This window comes from Cellulosimicrobium sp. 22598, from assembly GCF_052044445.1.
GTDB classification, from domain to species: domain Bacteria; phylum Actinomycetota; class Actinomycetes; order Actinomycetales; family Cellulomonadaceae; genus Cellulosimicrobium; species Cellulosimicrobium cellulans_G.
Window position 1 is genome coordinate 1 of sequence record NZ_JBQEMZ010000035.1, and the last position, 5,985, is coordinate 5,985.

The following is a 5,985-nucleotide window of genomic DNA, read 5'->3' on the forward strand; positions in this document are numbered from 1 at the left end:
GCTGCATGTGACCCGCATCACACGACACGAACTGTGAGGCTCGGCGTCCTAGTGGTGCAAGACCCCACCGAATCGGAAATATCGGCTTCACGCTGGGAATCTGGGAGGACTGCACAGTGGAGTGTCAGGCGATGCCGACCCGAACCACCAACGCGAGCGAGGTCGATACGCTGCTGGGAGCCATCCGGACAGGCGACACCGACGCCGCACGGAGCGTGCTGGAGCACTGCTGGACCGGCCTGCTCGACGAGGAGGACGGCACCGCCCTCCAGGATGTCCAGGCCGCGGTGCTCGCCGGGGACCCGCCGTCGGTCCCCTCCGACCTCCTCGACCTCGTGTCCGTGACACGCCCGATGCCCACCCACCCGCAATACCGGGCCACCAGCATCTCCCCCGACGAGACCCTGTCCGGGCTGTCCGCCTTCATCCGGACGGCCAACCAACGACGCGCGGGGCAGCCCGGTCCTTCGTCGGCGACCGCCTCGCAGTGGCTCCTGCGGGCGAGGAACACCGAGCTCCCGCGGCCCCGGGTCCTGGTCATGCTCCAGGCCTTCGTCAGCGCACTCGAGGCAGGACGGACGACGGAGGCACTCCTCCACGCCGAGGAGGCGTACCGGCTGTCGATCTCCACCGGGGCGGCGAGACTGGCACGGGCGGCCGCCGAGGCCGCAGCCCTCGCGCTAGCGCTCGACGCGCAACGCCACCGCGCGCAGAGCTGGATCGCCGAGGCCTGTCTGCTCCCCTCGCCACCACCGTGGTGGCGGCAGACGTTCGGCGACCCGCTCCTCCTCGCCACCAACGTCGCGCTCCTCGAAGCAACAGTCCCCACCGGCGCTGTCGCCGACCCTTGCCTCCGGGACGCGCACTGGGCGACGGACCTCTGGTTCGTCGCATTGCACCTGGACACCTGGCACGCCGCCCTGAGCCCGACGCCCGCCGTCGCCCTCGACGGCCTCCACGCCTCGCTGCTGCAGCGCTCTCCCGCGGCCCACACCGGTGACGTCGCACGAGACCCGCACCGACCCCGGCCGATCCCCCCTCTGCTCGCGCTCGACCTCGGGCGCCTGTACCTGGAGCACGGCCGCGGCACGAGCGCCGAGCTCGTGGCCGAGCTCCTCGACCAGGAGCCCGCTGCGCACTCGCTCCTGACGGCGCGGCTCTGCCTCGCCCATCGGCGCCCCCGCGAGGCCCTCGCCGCCGTCCGCAACCCAGCGGTCGCCCACTCCGCCTCACCACGCGTTCGCATCGAGGCGCGCCTGCTCAGCGCGGACGCGCACCTCGCGCTCGGATCCGATGACGACGCCCACCGCGAGCTTGCCCACGCTCTCGACACGGTCCGCCGCACCGGAGGGTCCTTCCCGCTGCGCTGGGGATCGCCCGCCGTCCTTCGCGTTGCCGCGCGCCTGTTCGGGCACCCCGTCGTCGAGGAGCTCGCGCGCACGGCACGCGAACCGGTCGAGCCGACGTTTGCCACGCTCTCCGAGCGGCAGTCGGAGGTGCTGAGCATGCTCGCGCAGGGGCTCACCGCCACCCAGATCGCCCGTCGGTCGTTCGTGTCGGCGAACACCGTGAAGACGCAGGTGCGCGACATCTACCGCCGGCTGGGAGTGCACGACAGGGCATCCGCACTGCGGAGGGCGCACGAGACCGGTCTGCTCGACCCCGTCGTCCGGCCCGGGCTCATGACCCACCCGTGACGACGGTGAGCGCCCCCACCCAGAAGTCGTCCCCCGTACTCACGGCACGCAGCGCGGCACGCGAGGCGAGCAGCGCTGCCGGCCGGAACGGCTTCACGTCGACACCAAGCGAGTTCGCGTAGGACGACCCCCACGCCGTCGAGTCGAAGGCATTGCTGCCCGATCCGACCGCGCCGGGGCCGGATCCGGTCCACCGCAGCGGTACCAGCGCGGTGCCGTCGAGGAAGAGCTGGTCCCCACCGGTCGCGCGGTCGCCCTCCCAGGCGACCGCACCGATGCGGGCCTGCGACCCTGCGCGACCTGCGACGACCGTCTCGCGGCCTCCGTCCCCCTTGGTGACAGCCAGGAGACCGTCGTTCACGATCGCGAGTCTCGAGGCGGTGCCGGTCGGGTCCCGGTGCACCACCACGAGTGCCCACCCGGCCATCGACCCGCTGCCACCGGCCGCGCACACGTCGGCGACCCCCCAGGTTCCCGACCCCCCGGCCCGGACCTGCGCCGTCACGTCGACGCTGGCCTGGTAGACCGCGTAGTCGCGCCCGGGCGCACGCTCGACCACGACCGCGCCGACGGGCTGCCTGAGCGATCCACCGGGCGAGGCCAGCCGCACCGTCCCGACGGACCCGTCACACATGCCGGTGCGGTACTCGCCGCCCCAGTACAGCCGCGCGCTGACGATCTCGCTGCCGGACGGCAGGTCGAGACGAGCCCGGGACGACGGCGTTCCCGTGCCCAGCTCGTCGACCGTCACCATCTGCCACGCCTTGTTGTCCTGCAGGGTCCCGGTCGCGGTGCCGTCGACGACGCTCGCGCACCTGCTGTCGGACGGCGGGCAATGCAGGACCGGGGCCCCCACCTGGGTGACGCCGACGTCGCCCACCGCGACGTAGCGCGCGGCGAGCGACGAGTCCCGCACCACGACGTCCTGGCTGAACACCGCGTCCGACTGCCCGTCTGCGGGTCGGACAGTGACGGGAACCGCGCCCTCGGTGGCGTGCGCGGCGACGACGACGGGGACGAGCAGCGTCGAGGCCGCCCCGAGGGCGAGCCCGCGTACCGTACAGAGAGCACCAGCGTCCGACGGCTCACACGTCCAGTCGGAAGAAGCCCGCCCGGGGTCGGCAGAGTCGAGGGCAACGCCAGCGGGCAGCACCACCTCGAGTACGACGGTCGCGACCAGGGCCGGGCCGGCGTGCGTGACGGTGACGCCGAGGACCCCGGGGCGCCCGGGCGCGAGGTCTCCGAGGTCCTCAAAGACGACGTCGAGCTCGACCGGGTCCGGGGGCGTCGTGGGGTCGCCGGGATCCGCCGCCCCCCGCGGCACCCCAGGCGGTGCAGCGTCGCCCGGCGCGCCGGAGTCGCCCCCGGTGCCCGGCCCCTCTCCGCCCGCGCCGTCTGGTGCGCCCACCGGGGAGCCGTGCTCTCCCGGCGTCGGTACCGCCCCGCTCCCCTGAGCCTCGGCCGGCACCGACGGGTCACCCTCGTCGCCCTCCACGCCGGACTCGGCGTCCGCGGGGCCCGCCCCGTCGGAGGCCACCGGCGCACCGACCGGGGCGACGACCACCGGGACGGGGAGCATCCCCGATGCCGCCACACCCAGGAGCACGACGAGCACCGTCGACACCACACCGACGGACCAGGGCCAGGTCCGCGCGGGGCGCGACCACCACACCCGGCGCACGAAGCGCCCCGGGTGACGCACCGTCCCCACCACCGCGGACCACCACCGCGGCCACTCCCCGAACCACCCCACGATAGGAAGCAGGAGCAGACCGCCCGACGACGCGCCGTCGCGCTGTCTGACGGCGCTGGCACCTGCGGCGCCGCCCACCCCACGGCGGCGTCCCCGACGAGAGAGCGCCGACGGACCTCGCTCCGCCCCAGCAGCCGCCACGACGGCCGCCGCAGCCCCTGCTGCGGCACCTGCTCGCTCGCCCCCCAGGGGTACTGCCGCCGTCGCCCGGTCCACGCCGTCCGCCTCGTGCACGCCTGCCACACCACCGACCACGCCCTCGGGCGGGCTACCGACCACACCGGTCGCGAGGTCGTCGGCCGGGCCGTCCGAGCCGTCGTCCGTGGGACGGGCGGAGGCCAACGTCCCGGACGCACCGACCACGGCGAGGGCGCCGGCGGCTGCGCCACGAGTGCGGCGCTGTGCCGCCCACCGACCCCCCAGCGCCGACCTGCCCGCCCGGTGCGAACGCTGGCCGTCCGACGACGCTGCGAGCACTGCCGGGGCTCCAAGGGGCAGGAGCAGGATGCGCATACGACCGCGGAGGTCGCTCAGCTCCTCGACGACTGCGGTGCACGGGGCACAGGTCGTCAGATGCGTCTCGATGCGCCGCCGTACCTGCGGGGTGAGACCACCCTGCGCGTACCGCGCCAGGTGCGGCGAGAAGTCCGCGCACCCGGGGTCGGCCCGCCGTACGTGGGCCTGGAGATAGCCGTGGCGCAGACGGTCGCGCGCTCGCCGGGCCAGTGACGACGCGGCGTTCGGCGAGATGCCGAGCATCGGCGCCGCCTGAGCCGGCGTCATGCCCTCCACGTCCAGGTACCAGAGCACCTGCTGCCAGCGGGCCGGCAGCGTGCCGAACGCCGAGCGCACGAGGGAGACGTCCTCGGCCACGGTCAGGCGGTCGGGGTCGTGCGCCGGGCCGTCGAGAGCCTCATGCGACGCTGGCCGGACCTTCTCCTGCGAGCGGACGTGGCTCAGCGCCGCGTTGCGCACGGACGTCAGTAGGTACGAGCGGACGTTGCTCGTCGGCCCGCCGCCCTCGCGCGCCTTCGCCAGCAGCGCGGTGAAGGCCTCCGCCACCGCGTCGTCGGCGCTGGGTCCCGCTCCGAGGACGCGCCGGGCCACCCCGAGCGCCGCGGGACCGTGCCGACGGTAGAGCTCGGTGAACGCCGCGTCCTGCCCGGCGCGCAGCGCGTCGACGAGCCGGTCGTCGTGGAGATCCGCCCAGCCGAGCGAGGTCTGCGACGCGCCGCTCTCTGCGCGGTCAAGCATGCTCTGACACCTCGTGGCACCTGGACGGACGGTATCACCGCGCATGTGTGCTGATCCGCACGGCGCGGCGGGCACTGGACGTGCACAATCCCCACCGGACCATACCTCTCCGACTTCGACCTATCTAGCCGGTCTGACCGGTTCACCCGGTCCATGCCTCCGCCCCTGGCCGCGCTGCCACGACACGACCGTGGCGCGCCCCAACACCGGGACGCGCCACGGTCATCCGCCGCGCGAGCGCGCGTCGGTCAGCGGCGTGCCCGGCGCCGCACCGCCACAAAGGACAGGGCCCCGACACCGGCCGCGAGGGCCCCGAGCGGCGCGACCAGCGGGACGCCGCTCTCATCCTCGGTCACGGTCACGGTCACGGTCGCCGACCGTGCCACCCGGTCCGGCCCGACGACCTGGTAGGTGAACGAGTCGGTGCCGACGAACCCGGCGGGAGGTGTGTAGACGACGAGCCCCTCGGGCGTCACGGTGACCGCGCCTCCGTGGGCGGACGCGGCGTCCACCGTCGGCAGGCTCGACCCCTCGGGCAGGACGTCGTTGGCCAGGACGTCGATCGTCGTCCCCGCACCGGTCACGGTGGCAGCAGAGTCGCCGACAAGCTCTGCGGCGTCCCGCTCCACGGTCACGCGAAAGTCGCCGAGGAGCCGCGCGTGCGTCGCGTTGGACCCGGTCGCCGTCACCGTCACCTGCTCGACCGCCGAACCCTCGAACACGCTCGCCGCGCCGGACACGTTCTCCACGCCGCAGAGCTGACGGGTGCCGGGGTCCCAACGGTGCCGGGCGCTGACGCTCACCGGCTCGATACCGTCCGAGACGAAGACGCACTCCTGTCCCGCCGCATTTTGCTGGAGGCTCCAGATCGTAAGCTCAAGCTCCACCGGCTCCGAGAAAGCGACGGTGGCCTCCTGCCCCTGAGTCAACGTGGCCTGTCCGCCGGAGAGCTCCGCGGTCGACTCCCAGCGAACTCCGGACTCCAACGTCCCGCTCGTCCCGGAGCCGTCGACGACGTCGGTGACGGGTGCGGCCGCCGCGACCCCGGCGAACCCGACCAGGGCCGCCGTCGCCAGACCTACCGCTCCGGCGGACGGTCCGAGCGCCCTCCCTCGCCATGACACCCGCGCTCGTGCTGCCATCGAGACCTCCTGTGTTCGTGCGCCGGACCGGTGCCCGGCGTTCGGCTGTACCGACGGCACGACGGACTCCCCATGACGCCCTCCTCGGGGTAGGTGCCGATTCCGTACTGCTTCCATACCGCGCGGGCCGGGGCGCACG

General features: G+C 73.9%; 3 protein-coding genes. 1 reads left to right on the forward strand and 2 read right to left on the reverse strand.

The genetic code is table 11. From position 1 onward, the window contains the following. Positions 1-131 precede the first annotated feature (131 nt). Positions 132-1,697 carry a helix-turn-helix transcriptional regulator gene (locus tag ACTJIY_RS20695; protein ID WP_253051481.1) on the forward strand — a complete coding sequence of 522 codons (1,566 nt, stop codon included), beginning with the start codon at positions 132-134 and terminating at the stop codon, positions 1,695-1,697. On the opposite strand, the gene ACTJIY_RS20700 is transcribed toward ACTJIY_RS20695, so the two are convergent. Then, complete coding sequence (locus tag ACTJIY_RS20700; RefSeq protein ID WP_253051482.1) at positions 1,681-4,704, reverse strand: sigma-70 family RNA polymerase sigma factor; 3,024 nt, start codon at positions 4,702-4,704, stop codon at positions 1,681-1,683. The genes ACTJIY_RS20695 and ACTJIY_RS20700 overlap by 17 nt on opposite strands. Positions 4,705-4,952: 248 nt before the next feature. Next, positions 4,953-5,846, reverse strand: a complete 894-nt coding sequence (locus ACTJIY_RS20705; RefSeq protein ID WP_440697260.1) for an Ig-like domain-containing protein — start codon at positions 5,844-5,846, stop codon at positions 4,953-4,955. Between the last annotated feature and the right edge of the window lie 139 nt (positions 5,847-5,985).